Source organism: Teichococcus deserti (genome assembly GCF_001982615.1).
Lineage (GTDB): Bacteria > Pseudomonadota > Alphaproteobacteria > Acetobacterales > Acetobacteraceae > Pseudoroseomonas > Pseudoroseomonas deserti.
Genome location: NZ_MLCO01000265.1, coordinates 1 through 16,976, shown reverse-complemented (window position 1 = coordinate 16,976; position 16,976 = coordinate 1). Strand labels below are relative to the sequence as shown.

General features: G+C 70.8%; 17 protein-coding genes. 7 read left to right on the top strand and 10 right to left on the bottom strand.

Annotated elements, in window-relative coordinates; genetic code table 11:
- Nucleotides 1-133: 133 nt before the first annotated feature.
- From BKE38_RS23170 to BKE38_RS23150, 5 genes are all read right to left on the bottom strand, one after another.
- On the bottom strand, nucleotides 134-1,546 hold the full coding sequence (locus BKE38_RS23170; RefSeq protein WP_076959596.1) for a TRAP transporter large permease: 1,413 nt from the start codon (nucleotides 1,544-1,546) through the stop codon (nucleotides 134-136).
- Between the two features lie 31 nt (nucleotides 1,547-1,577).
- Nucleotides 1,578-2,126 (bottom strand): TRAP transporter small permease subunit, encoded by a 549-nt coding sequence (locus tag BKE38_RS23165; RefSeq protein WP_076959595.1) that lies wholly within the window; start codon nucleotides 2,124-2,126, stop codon nucleotides 1,578-1,580.
- Nucleotides 2,127-2,328: 202 nt separating this feature from the next.
- Nucleotides 2,329-3,441: a TRAP transporter substrate-binding protein gene (locus BKE38_RS23160; RefSeq protein ID WP_076959594.1), complete on the bottom strand. Its 1,113-nt coding sequence runs from the start codon at nucleotides 3,439-3,441 to the stop codon at nucleotides 2,329-2,331.
- A gap of 419 nt (nucleotides 3,442-3,860) precedes the next feature.
- The gene (locus BKE38_RS23155) at nucleotides 3,861-5,249 is read right to left on the bottom strand and encodes an FAD-binding oxidoreductase (RefSeq protein ID WP_076959593.1); all 1,389 of its coding nucleotides are present in this window, start codon (nucleotides 5,247-5,249) and stop codon (nucleotides 3,861-3,863) included.
- The gene (locus tag BKE38_RS23150; RefSeq protein WP_076959592.1) at nucleotides 5,246-6,115 is read right to left on the bottom strand and encodes a dimethylarginine dimethylaminohydrolase family protein; all 870 of its coding nucleotides are present in this window, start codon (nucleotides 6,113-6,115) and stop codon (nucleotides 5,246-5,248) included. Before BKE38_RS23150 ends, BKE38_RS23155 begins: the two co-directional genes overlap by 4 nt.
- 145 nt (nucleotides 6,116-6,260) lie before the next feature.
- Here BKE38_RS23150 and BKE38_RS23145 point away from each other — a divergent pair, with 145 nt between their 5' ends.
- Nucleotides 6,261-7,019 carry an HpcH/HpaI aldolase family protein gene (locus BKE38_RS23145; protein WP_076959591.1) on the top strand — a complete coding sequence of 253 codons (759 nt, stop codon included), beginning with the start codon at nucleotides 6,261-6,263 and terminating at the stop codon, nucleotides 7,017-7,019.
- Nucleotides 7,020-7,063: 44 nt separating this feature from the next.
- Here BKE38_RS23145 and kdgD read toward each other — a convergent pair whose 3' ends face one another.
- On the bottom strand, nucleotides 7,064-7,999 hold the full coding sequence (kdgD, locus tag BKE38_RS23140; RefSeq protein WP_076959590.1) for a 5-dehydro-4-deoxyglucarate dehydratase: 936 nt from the start codon (nucleotides 7,997-7,999) through the stop codon (nucleotides 7,064-7,066).
- Between the two features lie 164 nt (nucleotides 8,000-8,163).
- Here kdgD and BKE38_RS23135 point away from each other — a divergent pair, with 164 nt between their 5' ends.
- The gene (locus BKE38_RS23135; protein ID WP_076959589.1) at nucleotides 8,164-8,910 is read left to right on the top strand and encodes a hypothetical protein; all 747 of its coding nucleotides are present in this window, start codon (nucleotides 8,164-8,166) and stop codon (nucleotides 8,908-8,910) included.
- 106 nt (nucleotides 8,911-9,016) lie between these two features.
- On the opposite strand, the gene BKE38_RS23130 is transcribed toward BKE38_RS23135, so the two are convergent.
- Complete coding sequence (locus BKE38_RS23130; RefSeq protein WP_076959588.1) at nucleotides 9,017-10,273, bottom strand: DNA polymerase IV; 1,257 nt, start codon at nucleotides 10,271-10,273, stop codon at nucleotides 9,017-9,019.
- Between the two features lie 99 nt (nucleotides 10,274-10,372).
- On the opposite strand from BKE38_RS23130, the gene BKE38_RS32350 reads away from it, so the two are divergent.
- Entirely contained in the window at nucleotides 10,373-10,654 is a 282-nt protein-coding gene (locus BKE38_RS32350) for a Nif11-like leader peptide family natural product precursor (protein ID WP_076959587.1), read from the top strand.
- A 163-nt stretch (nucleotides 10,655-10,817) separates the two neighbouring features.
- On the opposite strand, the gene BKE38_RS23120 is transcribed toward BKE38_RS32350, so the two are convergent.
- Both BKE38_RS23120 and BKE38_RS23115 read right to left on the bottom strand, forming a co-directional pair.
- Nucleotides 10,818-11,714 carry an ROK family protein gene (locus BKE38_RS23120; protein ID WP_076959586.1) on the bottom strand — a complete coding sequence of 299 codons (897 nt, stop codon included), beginning with the start codon at nucleotides 11,712-11,714 and terminating at the stop codon, nucleotides 10,818-10,820.
- A gap of 44 nt (nucleotides 11,715-11,758) precedes the next feature.
- Nucleotides 11,759-13,132 carry an aminotransferase-like domain-containing protein gene (locus BKE38_RS23115; RefSeq protein ID WP_083747804.1) on the bottom strand — a complete coding sequence of 458 codons (1,374 nt, stop codon included), beginning with the start codon at nucleotides 13,130-13,132 and terminating at the stop codon, nucleotides 11,759-11,761.
- 56 nt (nucleotides 13,133-13,188) lie between these two features.
- On the opposite strand from BKE38_RS23115, the gene BKE38_RS30565 reads away from it, so the two are divergent.
- From BKE38_RS30565 to BKE38_RS23095, 4 genes are all read left to right on the top strand, one after another.
- Complete coding sequence (locus BKE38_RS30565; RefSeq protein ID WP_083747803.1) at nucleotides 13,189-13,428, top strand: DUF1127 domain-containing protein; 240 nt, start codon at nucleotides 13,189-13,191, stop codon at nucleotides 13,426-13,428.
- Between the two features lie 331 nt (nucleotides 13,429-13,759).
- Nucleotides 13,760-14,866, top strand: coding sequence for a chorismate synthase (gene aroC / locus BKE38_RS23105; protein ID WP_076959584.1), 1,107 nt, complete (start codon nucleotides 13,760-13,762; stop codon nucleotides 14,864-14,866).
- Nucleotides 14,867-14,988: 122 nt separating this feature from the next.
- The gene (locus tag BKE38_RS23100) at nucleotides 14,989-16,206 is read left to right on the top strand and encodes a hypothetical protein (RefSeq protein ID WP_076959583.1); all 1,218 of its coding nucleotides are present in this window, start codon (nucleotides 14,989-14,991) and stop codon (nucleotides 16,204-16,206) included.
- Nucleotides 16,207-16,360: 154 nt separating this feature from the next.
- Entirely contained in the window at nucleotides 16,361-16,504 is a 144-nt protein-coding gene (locus BKE38_RS23095; RefSeq protein WP_076959582.1) for a peptide chain release factor 1, read from the top strand.
- Nucleotides 16,505-16,508: 4 nt separating this feature from the next.
- Here the strand turns inward: BKE38_RS23095 and BKE38_RS23090 are convergent.
- The coding region (locus BKE38_RS23090; protein WP_131829699.1) for a TlyA family RNA methyltransferase at nucleotides 16,509-16,976 on the bottom strand (468 nt) is incomplete at its 5' end.

Genomic DNA, 16,976 nt, shown 5'->3' with positions numbered 1-16,976 from the left:
GAGGAGGACTTCGGCATCACCGGCGAGCGCCCGCGCATCGCCTTGATCAGGGGTGTGCTGAACGGATGTGGGGGTCCGGGGGCATTCAATGCCCCCGGCGGAGGGGTCTGGGGAGGCGGCGCCTCCCCAGCGCTCACTTGAAGATCAACGGCGCGTCGTCCGACGGCGCTTCCGGCATCGGCACGTCGATGACGACCGAGTTGGGATCGACCGTGCTGGCCGGTTCCAGCCAGTAGGTCACGCTTTCCGGCCAGAAGATGACGATGGCCACCAGGATCAGCTGCAGCCCGACCCAGGGGATGGCGCCCCAGTAGATGTCGGAGGAGCGCACTTCCTTCGGCGCGATGCCGCGCAGGTAGAACAGCGCGAAGCCGAAGGGCGGGTGCATGAAGCTGGTCTGCATGTTCACGCAGAGCAGCACGCCGAACCAGACCAGGTTGATGTCGAGCTTGGCGGCGACGGGCGCCAGCAGCGGGATGACGATGAAGGCGATCTCGAAGAAGTCGAGGAAGAAGGCCAGGAAGAAGATGAAGATGTTGACGAAGATCAGGAAGCCGGTCTGACCGCCGGGCAGGTGCGACAGCAGGTGCTCGATCCAGAGGCCGCCATCGACGCCCTGGAAGACCAGGCTGAAGACGGTGGAGCCGACCAGGATGAAGATGACCATGCAGGTGATGCGCATGGTGTTGTCCATGGCCTCCCGCACCAGGGTCCAGGACAGGCGGCCGTTGATGGCGGCGAGGCCGATGGCGCCGACCGCGCCCATGGCGCCGGCTTCCGTCGGCGTCGCCAGCCCCATGAAGATGGTGCCCAGCACCAGGAAGATCAGCACGACCGAGGGCACCATGCCCTTCAGCACGCGCCAGATCAGCGGCCAGCCACGCTGGTGCAGCGCCTCGGGCGGCAGGGCCGGCACCTTGTGGGGGGCGAAGATCGAGACCGCCGCGATGAACAGGACGAAGAGCGCGACCTGCAGGATCGAGGGGCCGATGGCGCCGGCATACATGTCGCCGACCGACTTGCCGAGCTGGTCGCCCAGGATGATCAGCACCAGCGAGGGCGGGATGACCTGGGTGATGGTGCCGGAGGCCGCGATCACGCCGGTCGCGATGCGCATGTCGTAGCCGTAGCGCATCATGATGGGCAGCGAGATCATGCCCATGGCGATGACCGAGGCGGCGACGGTGCCGGTGATGGCGCCGAGCACCGCGCCGACCAGGATCACCGCATAGGCCAGGCCGCCGGGGATCTTGCCAAAGAGCTGGCCGGTGCCTTCCAGCAGGTCCTCGGCCAGGCCGCAGCGCTCCAGGATCGCCCCCATCAGGGTGAAGAAGGGGATCGAGAGCAGCAGGTCGTTCGACATGATGCCGAAGACGCGGAACGGCAGGTTGCCCAGATACGCCGAGGTGAAATAGCCCAGCTCGATCGACAGGAAGCCGAAGAACAGCCCCACCGCCGCCAGCGAGAAGGCCACCGGGAAGCCGATCAGCAGGAACACGACGAGGCCGCCGAACATCAGCGGCGGCATCATCTCGAGGGTCAGCATCGGGAGGGAACTTCCGGATTGCGGTTGGGGATCATTGATCCGGACGGTGGTAGTCGACCACCACCTCGGTTTCCGGCGCGATGCCGCGCAGCAGGGCGATGCGCTTGATCAGCTCGGACAGGCCCTGCAGCCAGATCAGCAGGAAGCCCACCGGCAGGACCAGCTTGACCGGCCAGCGCAGCAGGCCGCCGGCGTTGGAGCTGTCCTCCATGCGCTGCCAGCTGTCGAGGAAGAAGGGCCAGGTCATCCAGGCCAGCAGGCCCATGGCCGGCAGCAGGAAGAAGATCAGGCCGAGGATGTCGACCCAGAGCCGCGCCTTGGGCGAGAGATTGCCGAAGACCAGGTCGACCCGGACATGCTCGTTGCGCAGCAGGGTCTGCGCCGCGCCCAGCATGACGATGCCGGCGAAGAAGTACCACTGCACCTCCAGCCAGGCGTTCGAGGAGTAGCTGATGCCGTAGCGGACCACGGCGTTGCCGGCGCTGACCAGGCAGGCCAGCAGCACCAGCCAGGCGGCCAGCACGCCGAAGCCGCCGCTGATCCGGTCCATCACCCGACTGAAGCCAAGCAGGGCACCCATGCGTCGGGGTCCTCCCAAGGGTACGAGAAAGAAAAGGAGGCAGCGGGGGCGACCCCGCTGCCGATTGTTGCCAGGACGGCCCTGGGCGGGCCGCTTTTAGCAAAGCCGCGCCGGAATGACAGGCAGGATCGCGAGGCAGGGGTCGCTGCCCGCCAGGACGTCAGCGCCGCGACATCAGCGCCGCGGCATCAACGCCGCGACATCAGCGCCGCGTCTGGGCCTCCTGGCCGTACATCGAATAGACGAACTGGTCGAAGGAGTTCTCGGCCACCCGGAACCAGCCGTACTGGACCTCGCGGAAGGCGCGCCAGTGGTCGAAGACCTTCTTGAAGGTCGGGTTCCGGGCCGCGGTCTCGTCATAGAGCTCGAAGGCGGCCTTGTAGCTGGCCAGCATGACCTCGCGCGGGAAGGGCCGCAGCTGGGTGCCGGCGGCGATCAGCCGGCGCAGCGCCGCCGGGTTCTGCACGTCGTACTTGGCCATGGTCTCGATGGTGGCGTCGCGGCAGGCGCTTTCCAGCACCTCGCGGTAGAGCGGCGGCAGTTCCTCGTACTTCGCCTTGTTGACGAAGAGGGACAGGTTCAGGCAGCCCTCCCACCAGCCGGGATAGTAGTAGAAGGGGGCGACGCGGTTGAAGCCCAGCTTCTCGTCGTCATAGGGGCCGATCCATTCGGCGGCGTCGATGGTGCCCTTCTCCAGCGCCGGGTAGATGTCGCCGCCGGCGATCTGCTGCGGCACCACGCCGAGCTTCTGCAGCACGTTGCCGGCGAAGCCGCCGACGCGGAACTTCAGCCCGTTCAGGTCCTGGACGGTTTTGATCTCTTTCCGGAACCAGCCGCCCATCTGGGCGCCGGTGTTGCCGGCCGGGATGGAGACCATGTTGTAGCCGGCGAAGAACTCCTTCATCACGTCGCGGCCGCCGCCTTGCTGCAGCCAGGCATTGGTCTGGCGCATGTTCAGGCCGAAGGGCACCGCGCCGTCGAAGGCGAAGGTCGGGTCCTTGCCGACGAAGTAATAGGCCGCCGTATGGGCGCATTCGACGGTGCCGTTCTGCACGGCATCCGCCACCTGCAGGCCGGGGACCAGTTCGCCGGCCGGGAAGGCGCGGATCTGGAACTTGTTGTCGGTCAGCGCCGCCACCCGCTTGGCGACATGCTCGCCGGCGCCCCAGATGGTGTCGAGCGAGCGCGGGAAGGAGCTGGCCAGGCGCCAGCGGACCTCGGGGGCCGTTTGCGCGATGGCGGGGGCGGACAGGCTGGCAGCCAGGGCGGTGGTGCCGGCGACGGCACCCCCCGCCAGCAAACGGCGACGGATCATCGGTATCCTTGGCTCCCTTGGACGTCCGGCGGCTTTCCGCCCCGGAACCCCGGCAGTTTCCGGGAATCCCAAGGCTTTGTCACCGACGGAACGTTACGCGGGACGGGCTGATTCGTTACCGATAGTTTAGAACAGGAAGCGCCCGAGGCAGGTTGGGGGAATGAATTCCCCCAAACCCCCATCTTTTTTCTGACGCTTGGCCATTCGGCCGCCAGCGCACCGACGGCACCGTCGCCAGGGCATCACTGCGGGATGCCGCTTCAGACAAGAAAACAGAGCACCCTCGATGGTCGCGCTGCCGTTGCGCAGGGCCACGTCCTGTCATCACATGGACATGGCAATCGTATGGAAAGAAGAACGGGCGCGGCGCACTGCGCCGCGGGGACATTCATTCCCCTGGCCTGCCCCATTCCTTTTCTTCAATCGAAGAAAAGCTTCCCGGGATTCAGGATCCCCTTCGGATCCAGGCTCGCCTTCAGCCCGCGCATCACGTCCAGCACCTCGGCGCCGTGCTCTTCCACCAGGAATTCCCGCTTGCCAAGCCCGATGCCGTGCTCGCCCGAGCAGGTGCCGCCCAGCGCCAGCCCCTGCGCCACGATGCGGCGGTCGAGCTCCCAGGCCTTCCGCAGCCCTTCCGGGTCGTCATTCGGGAACAGGATGACGCAGTGGAAATTGCCATCGCCGACATGGCCGACGATGCAGGTGTTCTGGCCCATCTCCACCGCCGTCTCCTTGGCATGGACGATCGCCTCGGCCAGACGGGAGATGGGCACGCAGACATCGGTGGTGATGCCGCGGCAGCCCGGATACAGCGCGTTCGCCGCCCACCAGGCATCATGGCGCGCCTTCCACAGCTTGCCGCGGGCCTCGGCATCTTCGGCCCAGGCGAAGCCGCGGCCGCCCATCTCGTTGGACAGCGCCTCGACCGCCTCGGCCTGCTCGCGCACGCTGCTGGGGCTGCCGTGGAATTCCAGGAACAGCGTCGGCAGCGGCTCGAAGGCCAGCTTGGAATAGGCGATGGAGGCGCGCATCTGGTCGGCGTCCGCCAGCTCGATGCGGGCCACCGGGATGCCGGCCTGCATGACCATGATCACCGTCTCGACCGCAGCGGCCAGGCTGTCGAACTGGCAGACGGCGGCGGTGGTCGCCTCCGGGATGCCCTGCAGCCGCAGCCGCACCTTGGTCACGACGCCCAGGGTGCCCTCGCTGCCGACAAACAGCCGGGTCAGGTCATAGCCATTGGCGGATTTGCGGGTGCGGCCGCCGGTCTGGATGACGCGGCCATCGGCCAGCACCACTTCCAGCCCCAGCGTCGCCTCGCGCATGGTGCCGTAGCGGACGGCGTTGGTGCCGCTGGCGCGGGTGGCGACCATGCCGCCCAGGCTGCAATGGCTGCCCGGATCGACCGGGAAGAACAGCCCCTGGTCGCGCAGGTAGTCGTTCAGCTGGTGGCGGCTGACGCCCGGCTCGACCAGGCAGTCCATGTCCTCGGCATTGACCTCCAGCACCTGGGTCATGCGCGACAGGTCCAGGCTGATGCCGCGCTGCACCGGGACCACATGGCCTTCCAGGCTGGTGCCGGCGCCGAAGGGAGTCACGGCGATGCCATGCGTGTTGCACAGCGCCAAGAGACGAGAAACTTCCTCGGTGGTCTCGACGAAGGCGACGGCGTCGGGCAGCACCGGCGGGTTGGCGTCCTCGCCCTTGGAATGCTGCTCGCGGATGGCGGCGTTGGTGGTCAGCCGGTCGCCGAGGAAGGCGCGGGCCGCGGCCAGCACGGTGTCGAGCGGGTGGGTGTCGATGGTCATGGTGTTTCCTCTTCCCGCGCCAGCGGGCAGGTCAGGCAATGCGGGCCGCCACCGCCGAGGGTGAACAGCGACAGGTCGGGGTCGAGCACGGTGATGCCCTCGGCGCGCAGCGCGGCGTTCAGCGCGGTGCTGCCGGCGGCCGAGACGACGCGGTCGCGCCCCAACGCGATGATGTTGCAGCCGAGCGCCATGGCGTCGCGGTAGGAGACGGGCAGGCAGCGGATGCCGTGCTGCTTCAGCCAGGAGAGGAAACCGTCGTCCAGCACCTCGACGCAGGCGACGGCGAGGCCGGGTGCGGCCATGCAGAACAGCACGTCGAGATGCAGGAAATGCTCGTCGAAGGCTTCGAGGCGGACGTCCCAGCCTTCCGCGCGCAGCCAGCCGGCCAGCTGCTCGGCGCCGGCCTCGTCGGTGCGGCCGCCCGAATGGCCGATCAGCGCCAGGCCCGGGCGGATGATGTGGATGTCGCCGCCTTCCAGCGTGCCGGCATCCGACTTCTTCCAGAAGGCGCTGTCCCGCGCCGCGTGGAAGTCGATCAGCGTCGCGTATTCGCCGCGGCGCTGCGGCCGTTCCAGCTGGCACAGCACCGGCCCCTGATGCGTCACCACCACGCTGTCGCGGGTATAGACCATGTAGGGCAGGTGCGGCGCCGGCGTCAGCCGGTGCACCCGCGCGCCGCCCTGTTCCAGGGCTGCCACCAGCTCGGCATGCTGCGCCTGGAGATGCGGCAGCGCCGGGCCCTGCCGCGCCTCGGACAGGGTCCGGCGGACGATGCTGTTGGTGGGGATCCAGCGGTAATGGTCCGGCGGGCAGACCAGCACCTCGGTGAGCACCCCGGTTTCGGAAGCGACACGCCAGTTCGACATGCCGCGAAACTACGCCCGCCGCGGGCGCGGAGCCAGGGGTCGTGACGGCCCTCTGCCCCCGGAAAACCGCCGGCCCTTGCGTTGACGCCCCTGGGGCACAGGCATAGCGTTTCCTTCCCGCCGGTCCGGAGGAAATGGAATTACAATGGTGAACAAGGTGAAAGAGGCCTGGGCGCAGGGTCGCGCCGTGGTCAATGGCTGGCTGGCCATCCCGAGCGGCTTCAGCGCCGAGGTCATGGCCCAGTCCGGCTTTGACAGCCTGACCGTCGACATGCAGCACGGCGTCCAGGATTACCTCTCCGCCGTCGCCTGCTTCCAGGGCATGCAGCCGCATGGCGTGACGCCCATGGTGCGCGTGCCATGGAACGAGCCGGGCATCATCGGCAAGGTGCTGGACGCCGGCGCCATGGGGCTGATCTGCCCGATGGTGAACACCGCCGAGCAGGCCGCAGCCCTCGTCTCCGCCTGCCGCTACCCGCCCGTCGGCACCCGCTCCTTCGGCCCGATCCGCGCCGGCATCTATGGCGAGGCCGGCAGCTATTTCGACACGGCCAACAAGGACATCGCCGTCCTGCCGATGATCGAGACCAAGCAGGCCCTCGACAACCTGGAGGCCATCCTCGACACGCCGGGCGTCGACGGCATCTATGTCGGACCCTCCGATCTCGGCCTGTCGCTCGGCCTGGCGCCGAAGCTGGACCGCGAAGAGCCGGAAGTGCTCAAGATCTACGAGCGGCTGCTGAAGGAGACCGGCAAGCGCAACCAGGCGGTCGGCATCCACAACGGCTCGGCCCCCTATGCCAAGCGGATGATCGGCATGGGCTTCAAGCTGGTCACCATCATGAACGACTCGGGGCTGATGCTGACGGCGGCGCGTGCCGCGGTCGCGACCGCCAAAGGCTAAGCAAGCATCCGGGGGCATTGCATGCCCCCGGACCCCCGCATCCGTTAAGCCGCGGCCTTCAGGCCACCGGACACGCCGGCGATCAGCGCCTCCAGCTCCGCCAGCTCGGACGGAGCCAGATCGACCAGCGGGGCGCGCACCGGGCCGGCCGGGCGACCCACGGCGGCGCAGCCGGCCTTCACGATCGAGACCGCATAGCCCTTCTTGCGGTTGCGGATGGCGATATAGGGCAGCACGAAGTCGCGCAGGCCCTGATACACCGCCTCGCGGTCCTGCCGGCGCACCGCCTTGTAGAACTCCATGGCGAAGCCCGGCACGAAGTTGAAGATCGCCGAGGAATAGGTGGTCACGCCCATCTCGAGATAGGGCAGCGCGAAGGTCTCGGCCGTCGGCAGCCCGCCGACATAGGTCAGCCGGTCGCCCAGCTTGGCATAGACCCGCGTCATCAGCTCGATGTCGCCGACACCGTCCTTGAAGCCGACCAGGTTCGGGTTGCGCTCGCACAGCCCGGCCAGCGTGTCCTCGTTCAGGATGGCGTTGTCGCGGTTGTATACGATGACGCCCAGCTTCGTGCTGCGGCACACCGCCTCGATATGCGCGGCCAGCCCCGCCTGCTCGGAATTCACCAGGTAGTTCGGCAGCAGCAGCAGCCCGTCGGCGCCCGCCGCCTCGGCCGACTGCGCCAGCTCCTTGGCGATCGGCGTCGCCATGCCGCAGGGCGCGATCACCGGCACCCGGCCAGCGGTCTCGGCCACCGCCGCTTTGACCACCGTGGACACCTCGGAGGGCGACAGAGAGAAAAACTCGCCGGTGCCGCCGGCGGCGAAGAGGCCGGCCGGGTCATGCTCGAGCAGCCAGGACACGTGCTGGCGGTAGGGCGCCTCGTCGAAGCCGAGCTCGGCGTTGAAATGCGTCACCGGGAAGGACAGCAGCCCGCTGCCGATCTGCTTCGCCATCGCGTCCGGGGTCATCAGGGGCATGGGTCTTCTTCTCCTCCTGCCGTGGCGCCGGCCTGTCCGACCAGCTGTCAGGTCATCATACATCTTGCCTTGGCGGCGTCTATCGACGATGTGAACAAGCCTTGTCGAGGCTTCGGTCTCGAATTAACAACTTGTTTATATCCCCCCTTGAGCCTCAGCTCGCCGTGACCGACCTTCCCCCCGCCCCTCCTTCAGGCCGGCTGCGACGCTGGGCCCTGACCGCCGACGATGCCGCGGCCGGCCCCGTCGCGCCTGGCAGCTTCGGCCCCGAGCTCTCGCTCGACACCCTTCCTGACGACCAGAGCAGGTCCGGCACCGGTTCCGGGGCCGTGACCCTGGCCCCGCCGCGCCCCGCGACGCCGGACCAGGCCGGCCTCGCCAATGCCCCGGCCGACAAGCTGCGCCAGGGCGCCAGCCTGCCCAATCCCAATGCCCGCGCGCCCGTCACCCAGGGTGCCGGCCTGGCCAATTCCCGCAGCGCCGCGCCGGCCGCGCCCGCCCTGCCGCCGCCGGTGCCGCTGAACGGCATCCCCGCCGAGCCGCGCCAGCCGCCGCTGCTGCGCGAGCACCGCGTGCTGCTGTTCCATCCGACCCTGCTGTGCCAGGCGCTGCACCATTGCGGCCGCGACCGCCTGCGGCTGCCGATCGAGGACGTCACCGGCGCCGAGATGCTGACCGACAGCCAGTCGGTCCGCTTCCGATTCGGCCCCGGCGGCCGCAGCGGCGAGGTGGTGGTGAACACCCCCGGCCTCGGCGCGACGCTGATCGCCTATTGCATCGGCGCCGGCATCCCGATCCCGGCCAGCGCGGCGAAAAGCCTGCAGGTCACCGAGCAGGGCGTGAAGCTGGAGCTGCGGCTGACCTTGACCACCGCCCCCTATTTCCGCCCGCGCGGCAGCTCGGAGTGGTGACGGTGAGGGCCGGCTGGCTGCGGCAGGACAGAGCCAGCCCGCCCTCGCTGTTGGTCTGGCCGGATGGTTCAGGCTCTTCGGCGATTCCGCCCCAAGCCATCGCGCGCTAGCGCCTGAGGCTGCGCCCGCGCATCACCGCCTTGTCGCCGAAGCGGGCGCGCAGCGCTTCCACCGCGGCCCAGCGCGCGGCGCGGCGCGGCGCCTCCGGATCGACCAGGTCGCCCTGATCCGCCTGGGCGCCGGGCAGCAGCGGCTGCGCGCCGATGCCGATCAGCCGGAAGGCGGTGCCGTCGGCCTCCCGCGCCAGCAGCGGCCGCACCGCGGCGAACAGCGTGTCGGGCAGCCGGCTCGGCGCCGCCAGCCGGGCATGGCGGCTGCGGATCGCGAAGCCCGCCGTCTTCAGCTTCAGCACCACGCCGCCGGCGGCCAGGTCCTGCGCCTTCAGCCGGCGCGCCAGCTTCTCGCACATCCGCCACAGCGGTGCCTCCAGGGCTGCGCTATCGGACAGGTCCTGGTCGAAGGTGGTCTCGGCACTGACCGAGCGCGCCTCCCGCCCCGGCCGCACCGGGCGGTCATCCTCGCCGCGCGCCCGGGCGACGAGCCTCGGCCCTTCCTCCCCCAGCCGCTGCGCGGCGTCCCGCGGCGACAGCCCCTGCAGCTGGCCCAGCGTCAGGAAGCCCAGCGCCTGCAGCCGCCGCACCTGCACCGGGCCGACGCCGGGCAGCACGCCGACCGGCTCGGGCGCCAGCACCGCAGCCGCCTCCCCGGCGCCGATCACGGCGAAGCCGCGCGGCTTGTCGCGCTCGACCGCCAGCTTCGCCAGCAGCCGGTTCGCGGCCAGCCCGACCGAGACGGTGACGCCGATTTCCTTCTCCACCCGCAGCGCGAATCCGGCCAGCACCGCAGCCGGCGGCGCCTTGTGCAGCGCCTCGGTGCCCGACAGGTCCAGCACCGCCTCGTCGATGGAAAGCGGCTGCACCAGCGGGGTGAGCGCCTCCATCAGCGCGCGGATCTGCCGGCTGACGGCGCTGTAGCGGGCCAGGTCGGGCCTGATCACCTCGGCATCCGGACAGAGCGCCAGCGCCTTGAACATCGGCATCGCCGAGCGCACGCCGCGGATCCGCGCCAGGTAGCAGCAGGCGGAAACCACGCCGCGCCGGCCGCCGCCGACGATCACCGGCCGGGCGCGCAGCTCGGGCCGGTCGCGCTTCTCGACGCTGGCGAAGAAGGCGTCGCAATCGACATGGGCGATGGCCAGCCGCGCCAGGTCAGGATGCCGCAGCAGCCGCCTACCGCCGCAGCGCGGGCAGGCGGCGGGCAGGCTCTCGTCGCGCAGCAGGCAGTCGCGGCACAAGGCGGTCATGGCCGGCCGATCCTAGCGCGGCCCGTCCCCTCTTGCGCTTTATCGATTCGCATAAGAAACATTCCATCCCGCCCCGCTGGAGCTTCACTGGAGCCGCCCATGTCCCGCGCCGAGATCGCCCGCTTCGCCCAGGATATCGCCCAGGATCCTGCCCTGCGCCGCGCCCTGGCCGAGGCCCGCCCGGCCGATGCCGAGGCCACTGCCGCCCTGCTGCGCCGCCACGGCTACCAGGTCGAGGCGCGCGACCTGCTGGCGCCGCACGTCCTGGCCGAGCAGGGCGTGCTGGAGGACAGCGCGCTGGACCGGCTGCAGGGCGGCAGCGCCGCGCTGTTCAGCCGCATCTTCGGCGGGCTGTTCCCCAGCGGCCAGCCAGCCGGCTGACCCGCGCCGCGCCTCCGCCGGCGTCCCCGGGGCACGCAGCGCCCCAGTCAGCGTCCCCGGGGCGCGCAGCGCCCCAGTACAGTGTCCCGGGGCGCGCAGCGCCCCAGTCAGCGTCCCCGAAGCGCGCTGCGCCCCAGTCAGTGTCCCCGGGGCGCGCCGCGCCTCAGTCAGCGTCCCAGAGGCGCGCCGCGCCGAAGACGCCGGACGAATCGCCATGCCGCGCGGGCACCAGGTTGATCCGCGCCACATCGCCGAAGACATACCGGGGCAGCAGCGCCGGCACCGTCGCGTAGAGCCCGCGCAGGTTGGACAGCCCGCCGCCCAGCACCACGACATCCGGATCCAGCAGATTGGCCGTGGCCGCCAGGGCGCGCGCCAGGCGCGAGGCATGGCGTTCCAGCGCCGCCACCGCGCGCGCATCGCCCGTGGCCGCGGCTGCCTCGATGCCGCCGGCGTCGCGGGCGCCCTCGCCCTTCCAGTCGGCCGCCAAAGCCGGGCCGCACAGGAAGGTCTCCAGGCAGCCCTGCAGCCCGCACCAGCAGCGCGGGCCGGGATGCTCCTCGCCGGGCTTCGACCAGGGCAGCGGCGTGTGGCCCCATTCGCCGGCGACGCGGTTCAGCCCCTCCAGCAGCCGGCCCTGCACCACCAGCCCGGCGCCGACCCCGGTGCCCAGGATCACCGCGAAGACCGTGCCGTATCCGGCGCCGGCGCCATCCGCCGCCTCCGACAGCGCCAGGCAGTTGGCGTCGTTGGAGACGCGGACGTCCCGCCCCAGCCGCGCGGCCAGGTCGCGGTCCAGCGCCCGGCCGTTCAGGCATTGCGTGTTGGCGTTGCGCACCAGGCCTGTCGCCGGACTCAGGCTGCCGGGAATGCCGATGCCCAGCCGCGGCAGGGGGAGGCTGAGCTCGGCGGACGCCGCCTCCACCAGCCCGGCCATGGTGTCGATGATGCTGTCGTAATCGCCCGGCGTCGGCGTGCGGCGGCGCAGCCGCACCGCGCCTCCGTCATCTAGAGCCACGATTTCCGTCTTGGTGCCGCCGAGATCGATGCCGATGCGCATGGCGCCGGACACTGCCGCCGCCGCTGGCGCCCGGCAAGGGGCCCTCAGCCGATCGCGCCGGTCTCGGGCCCGGCCAGCGCCAGGTCGCGCAGCAGCTCCAGCGCCGGGCGCAGCGCGGCCTCGGGCGGCGAGGCCAGGGCCAGCCGCACCGCATCCGGGGCATGCCCCGGCACCACGGCGAATTCGGCCGCCGGCGACACCGCGATGCGCCGCCGCGCCGCCGCGGCCACGAAGGTCTCCGCCCGCCAATGCCCCGGCAGCGTCAGCCACAGGTGATAGGCGCGCGGGTCGCCCTGCAGCGCCAGGCCGGCGCCGCCCAGCACCTGCCGCACCAGCGCGTTGCGCGCCGCGCCGTCGGCCTGCTTGCGACGCTGCAATTCGCGGATGCTGCCATCCTCCATCCAGGCGGTGGCGACGGCCAGCACGAAGCTGCCCGCGGTCCATCCCCCCAGCCGCAGCGAGGCCGCCAGCCGCATCCGCAAGCCCGGCGGCGCCACCAGGAAGCCCAGCGTCAGCCCCGGCGCCACCCGCTTCGACAGGCTGTCGACCAGCACCACCCGCTCCGGCGCATGGGCGGCCAGCGGCGGCGGCGCGCCCGGCGCCAGGAAGCTGTAGACCGCATCCTCCACCGCCAGGATATCGAGCTGGCGCAGCACCGCCGCCAGCTCCGCCCGGCGCCCGACCGGCATGCTGTGGCCCAGCGGGTTGTGCAGCTCGCTCTGGACGTAGAGCAGCGGGAAGGGATGCGCCCGGTGGGCGGCGACCACCGATTCGGGGCGCAGCCCGTGCTCGTCCATGGCGATCGGCTGCGGCTGCAGCCCGAGCCGCAGCGCCATGCCCTTGGCCAGCGGATAGGTCATCGCCTCCATCCCCAGCCGGTCGCCCGGCCGCAGCAGCGCGGCGAAGACCGCCGCCAGCGCCTGCTGCCCGCGCCCGGCGAAGAGCAGCTCCTCGGGCTGCGGCGCCCAGCCGTCGCGGGCCAGCAGCCCCGCCACCGCCCGTCGCGCCGCGCCGGTGCCGCGCGCCTCGCCGCGCTGCAGCGCGTCCAGCAGCGCGGCCGGATCGGCCAGCCGCGCCAGGCCCGGGGCCAGCAGCGCCTCCTGCCCGGCAAGGACCGAGAAGTTCACCTCCAGGTCGGTGACGCCGCCGGCCTCGGTCTCCCGCGCCGGCAGGCTGGGCAGGCCCGGCAGCGGCCCGGCGCCGGCACGCAGGAAGGTGCCGCGCCCGACCTCCCCCACCGCGACGCCGCGCCGCACCAGCTCGGCATAGACGCGGCTGGCCGTCGACGGCGCGATGCCGCGGGCATGCGCATAGTCGCGGCTGGGCGGCAGGCGCTCGCCCGGCCGGCGCCGGCCGGCGGCCAGGTCGGCGGTGAGCTCGGAGATCAGGCCGTCAGCCAGGTCGCGGAAATCGGTCATGCGGATAATTGTACCGAGAGCAATGCTTCGCTTGAAGCGAAATCTGGAGACGTGCCATGGATTGCCTCACAAAACACCAGGACACCACTCCAATGCTCGGAGCAATCTTTCGTATAGATCGGATCAATATGGCGCCCCGGGCGCCGCTGCCCCGCCTCTGGGCGCTGCTGATGCGCTGGCAGCGCCGCTCGGCCAGCCGCGCCTGGCTGTCGGAACTGCCACCGGAACGGCTGCGCGATGTCGGGCTGACGCCGCATCAGGCGGCGGTCGAAGCAAAGAAAGCCTTTTGGGAATAGAGAAGAGCCGGGCAGGTCGGGGGAATGAATTCCCCCGAACCCCCTTCTTCTTTCTGATCACCGGCCATTGCCAGACCGGAGCCCGCACACAGGCGATACCAGGGCAGAACGGCGGGACCCCATTTTCATGAAACCAGCGGACCCTTACAGGTCGCGCTGCCGCCAGGCCGTTTCACCTACTGTCGCCACGTGGACACGGCAGTCACCCCAGAAAGAAGAAGGGGTCCAGGGGAATTCATTCCCCTGGCCTTCAGCCTTCTCTGCCTTCGATTGGCCTTTTCCCGCCGCTTCGAGCATAACCGGCGGCCCAATCCCGCCGCCGGTGTCCCCCATGTCGCACAACAGCTTCGGCCATCTTTTCCGTGTCACCAGCTGGGGCGAGAGCCATGGCCCGGCGATCGGCGGCGTGGTGGATGGCTGCCCGGCCGGCATCGCCCTGACCGAGGCCGATATCCAGCCCTTCCTGGACAAGCGCCGCCCGGGGCAGAGCAAGTTCGTCACCCAGCGCCAGGAGGCCGACGAGGTCCGCCTGCTGTCCGGCGTCTTCGAGGGGCTGACCACCGGCACGCCGATCAGCTTCATCATCGAGAACACCGACCAGCGCTCGCGCGACTACGGCGACATCAAGGACCGCTTCCGCCCCGGCCATGCCGACCTGGCCTATCACCTGAAATACGGCGTGCGCGACTATCGCGGCGGCGGCCGCTCCAGCGCGCGGGAGACGGCGGTGCGCGTCGCCGCCGGCGCCATCGCCCGCAAGGTGCTGGGCGCCGGCGTGACGATCCGCGGCGCCATGGTCTCGATGGGGCCGCTCGGCATCGACCGCGCCCGCTTCGACTGGGCCAGCGTCGACGGGAATCCCTTCTTTTGTCCTGACCCCGGCGCGGTCGCGGCCTGGGAGGAGAAGCTCGCCGCCACCCGCAAGGCCGGCAGCAGCCTGGGCGCGGTGGTCGAGCTAGTGGCCGAGGGGGTGCCCGTGGGCCTCGGCGCACCGCTCTACGGCAAGCTGGACGCGGACCTGGCCGCCGCGCTGATGAGCATCAACGCGGTCAAGGGCGTCGAGATCGGCGAGGGCTTCGCCAGCGCCACCCTGGATGGCGAGGGCAATGCCGACGAGATGCGCATGGGCCCGGACGGCGAGGTCGAGTTCCTCTCCAACCATGCCGGCGGCGTGCTGGGCGGCATCTCCACCGGCCAGCCGGTGGTGGCGCGCTTCGCGGTGAAGCCCACCTCCTCGATCCTGGTGCCGCGGCAGTCGGTCGACCGCTTCGGCGAGGACGTGGAAGTCCTGACCAAGGGCCGCCATGACCCCTGCGTCGGCATCCGCGCCGTGCCGGTGGGCGAGGCCATGCTGGCCTGCGTCCTGGCCGACCACCTGCTGCGCCAGCGCGCGCAGAACCCGGATGCGCCGCTGCGCCCCCGCCTGCCGCGCAACTGAGCAGGATCGATCCTGCCGCGGAAGTGATCGGCCTGGGACCCCCTTTGGCGGCAGGGCGAACCTTGACTAAAGCTTGAGGCGTCAGGATAGGCTCACAGGCAATCAGCGCGAGGCGCCGGCTGATGTTCCTGGACAATCCCCCGTCTGTCCCCGCCGCTGCGGAGGAGGATGCCGCCTCGGCCCGTGGCTTCCTGGCCCTGGCCGGCGAGGCCGCCTGGCGCCACCGCATGGCCGACCTGGCGCGGCAGGCCCGGCCGCGCTCCTGGCAGGGCCGCGCGGCGCAGCAGCGCCATGCGCTGGAGCTGCTGCTGTCCCGCCTGGCCGACCCGGCGCAGACCCCGCGCCTGACCCGCGCCGAGGCGCAGGTGCTGTCGCTGGCCCGCGAGGCCGTGCGCCTGTCCGACACCCTGCCGGAGCTGCCCCGCGCCCGGCTGCGCGAGCGGCTGCTGGACGGGCTGACCGGCCAGGCCACGCTGATCCCGCTGTTCCACCTGCTGCGCGAGGCCAGCCGCCAGCGCGCCCGCGGCTTCGACGTGCATTTCGCCGGCCTCGCCGACGAGGCGCCCTATGACCTGCGGCTGGAGCGCGACGGCGCGGTCGCCGAGCTCGCCTGCCGCACCGTCTCGGCCGAGGAAGGCCGCCACATGCCGCGCGGCGACTGGTTCGCGCTGGTCGATGGCATCAACCCCGACCTGCAGACCTGGCTGGCCGCGCATCCCGGCCGCTACCTGCTGAAGATGACCGTGCCCGAGGGCATCCAGAGCCCGGCCGAGCGCGACAGCCTGCAGCGCCAGGTCAGCAGCCTGCTGGCCAGCGAGCGCCGCCAGGACGCCTCCGAGGCCGCCATCCTGAAGCTGGACCCGCTGACCATCGCCGGCGTCCAGGCTGCCGGCCTGCCGCGCCAGCTGCGCGACATGTTCGGCCCCGACGCGCATCTGGCGGTGACCGGCGACCCGGCCGGCGGCAGCGTCTTCGTCATGGCCGCCCATGCCGGCCGCGAGAATGCGCTGGCCGCCACCGTCGTCCGCCACCTGGCCGAGGCCGCCGCCACCCGCCTGACCGGCCGCCACCCCGGCATCGTCTCGATCTTCCTGGAGGAGGTGGAGCGGGCCGAGTGGCGCGGCCTGCGCGACACGCTGGAGCTGGAAGGTGCCGTCCGCCGCTTCTTCACCACCCCCGCCGCCGCCCGCCTGGCCGCCGCCGCCTGCAGCAGCCGATTCGAGCTGTTCGGCCTGACGCCCCCGGACGCCGCCGAGCAGGGCGAACTGCGCTTCCGCAACCAGGCCCATCCGGCCGCCGGGACACCAGGATTGCAAGCCGCCATCGCCTCTTTCACCTGAGGCGAAATCCGCGAGAAACCACTTTCGCGAATGAACGAAACGTGAGGCGTATGAAGTCTTTCTGACGGCAAAGTTCCGTCGCCGAGTTGCCACTTTTCCCTGCATGCTGCGTTGCAACGTCACTCCACAACCGCTGCGGCCAGGGTCCCGGAAGATGTCTGAGCGTGAAATGGAAGCGAAGCTGCTGGAGCTGGATCGTCTGCTGAACGACCCCGAGGTGCAGATGGATCCACACCGCGTCTGGTCGCTGCTGCAGGAGATCTCCGGCGCCAGCAAGGCGACGCCGCGCGCCGCGTAAGGCCTCAGGCCTTCCGCGCGCCGATCAGGAACTCGCGGTTCCCCTCCGGCCCCAGGATCGGGCTGGCCTCAACCCCCAGCACGGTCCAGCCCGGCAGGCCCGACCACCATTCCTGCACCCGGTCGCAGACCTCCTGGTGCACCTCCGGGTCGCGCACCACGCCGCCCTTGCCCACCTTCTCCGGCCCTGCCTCGAATTGCGGCTTGATCAGCGCCACCGCCCAGGCCCCCGGCGCGGCGAGCTCCAGCGCCGCCGGCAGCACGGTGGCCAGCCCGATGAAGCTGGCATCGCAGACCACCACCCCCGGCGCCTCGGGGATCAGGCTGGCATCCAGCCGCCGGGCATTGGTCTTCTCCAGCACCACCACGCGGTCGTCGCTGCGCAGCTTCCAGGCCAGCTGCCCGTGCCCGACATCGACGGCATAGACCCGCGTCGCGCCGTGATGCAGCAGCACGTCGGTGAAGCCCCCCGT

Bases quoted from the DNA above. Each gene is read 5' to 3' on its own strand.
- BKE38_RS23170 (WP_076959596.1), bottom strand. From the start codon at position 1,546: ATGCTGACCCTCGAGATGATGCCGCCGCTGATGTTCGGCGGCCTCGTC.
- BKE38_RS23165 (WP_076959595.1), bottom strand. From the start codon at position 2,126: ATGGGTGCCCTGCTTGGCTTCAGTCGGGTGATGGACCGGATCAGCGGC.
- BKE38_RS23160 (WP_076959594.1), bottom strand. From the start codon at position 3,441: ATGATCCGTCGCCGTTTGCTGGCGGGGGGTGCCGTCGCCGGCACCACC.
- BKE38_RS23155 (WP_076959593.1), bottom strand. From the start codon at position 5,249: ATGACCATCGACACCCACCCGCTCGACACCGTGCTGGCCGCGGCCCGC.
- BKE38_RS23150 (WP_076959592.1), bottom strand. From the start codon at position 6,115: ATGTCGAACTGGCGTGTCGCTTCCGAAACCGGGGTGCTCACCGAGGTG.
- BKE38_RS23145 (WP_076959591.1), top strand. From the start codon at position 6,261: ATGGTGAACAAGGTGAAAGAGGCCTGGGCGCAGGGTCGCGCCGTGGTC.
- kdgD (WP_076959590.1), bottom strand. From the start codon at position 7,999: ATGCCCCTGATGACCCCGGACGCGATGGCGAAGCAGATCGGCAGCGGG.
- BKE38_RS23130 (WP_076959588.1), bottom strand. From the start codon at position 10,273: ATGACCGCCTTGTGCCGCGACTGCCTGCTGCGCGACGAGAGCCTGCCC.
- BKE38_RS32350 (WP_076959587.1), top strand. From the start codon at position 10,373: ATGTCCCGCGCCGAGATCGCCCGCTTCGCCCAGGATATCGCCCAGGAT.
- BKE38_RS23120 (WP_076959586.1), bottom strand. From the start codon at position 11,714: ATGCGCATCGGCATCGATCTCGGCGGCACCAAGACGGAAATCGTGGCT.
- BKE38_RS23115 (WP_083747804.1), bottom strand. From the start codon at position 13,132: ATGACCGATTTCCGCGACCTGGCTGACGGCCTGATCTCCGAGCTCACC.
- BKE38_RS30565 (WP_083747803.1), top strand. From the start codon at position 13,189: ATGGATTGCCTCACAAAACACCAGGACACCACTCCAATGCTCGGAGCA.
- aroC (WP_076959584.1), top strand. From the start codon at position 13,760: ATGTCGCACAACAGCTTCGGCCATCTTTTCCGTGTCACCAGCTGGGGC.
- BKE38_RS23100 (WP_076959583.1), top strand. From the start codon at position 14,989: ATGTTCCTGGACAATCCCCCGTCTGTCCCCGCCGCTGCGGAGGAGGAT.
- BKE38_RS23095 (WP_076959582.1), top strand. From the start codon at position 16,361: ATGTCTGAGCGTGAAATGGAAGCGAAGCTGCTGGAGCTGGATCGTCTG.